Origin of the sequence: Cupriavidus sp. SK-3 (assembly GCF_000611145.1) — a bacterium.
Classification (GTDB): Bacteria; Pseudomonadota; Gammaproteobacteria; order Burkholderiales; family Burkholderiaceae; genus Cupriavidus.
The window spans coordinates 1-690 of sequence record NZ_JFJV02000188.1 but is presented as its reverse complement, the minus strand read 5'-3'; the positions used below and the strand labels follow the sequence as shown (position 1 = coordinate 690).

Sequence of the window (690 nt, the reverse complement as noted above, 5' to 3'; positions counted from 1 at the left end):
TGCGTCTTTCGAAGGGCATTCCAGCACCCAGGCCTCATACTGCTGGAATTCCGCCACGTTTCACTCCTCGGTCTCTTTGATGACCGGCAGCCTTGCCAGCAGCCGGTACAGCGCCTGTCGCGTGATCCCCAACGCCTGCGCAGCCTTGGCCTTAACCCCACCGGCATCCGCCACCGCCTGAGCGGCCATTTCCGGTGTAACGACCGGGCGCGACCCCGCCGCCTGGACTGAATAGGTCGACAGATACGCGTTGGCCTTCGTCTGCCGGCTGTGGCCAGCCGCCGCGACGATCTTGCGCATTGCCTCCTCGTGCCGCGCTCGATCTATCACCTTCCCGCCGCCCTTGATGGCCGCCGCCTGGCCAGCCGTCCGCTCGTACATCTGGTGGAAGTACTGATGCCGCAATCCGTGGGCAGTCACGCCGCATCCATTCTTCGTGACCCCGTGCTTCTCCAGCACACTATAGAAGTGCCGCCGCCACTGATCTTGCGTGTACGTCCGCGGTATCAACGTCCCGTACTTCGGGTTCGTCTCCGCCGCCAGCTCGGCGACCTCGATCAGCAGATCGTACTGCCAAGTGAATTCAAGGCTCACATTGCGTGACCTTCCCCCTTTGGTCCCATCCACGACGTGGAGATGCCCGGATGGAAGCACGTCCTGGATCGGCCGCAAGCGCCAGCTTTCCTTCGC

The 690-nt window shown here is 63.2% G+C and carries 1 protein-coding gene; it reads right to left on the bottom strand.

All coding sequences use genetic code 11. The features are described from left to right. Positions 1 to 60: 60 nt before the first annotated feature. Positions 61 to 690, bottom strand: a 630-nt coding sequence (locus CF70_RS18315) for an integrase domain-containing protein (protein WP_035867599.1), incomplete at its 5' end; no start/stop codon positions are given.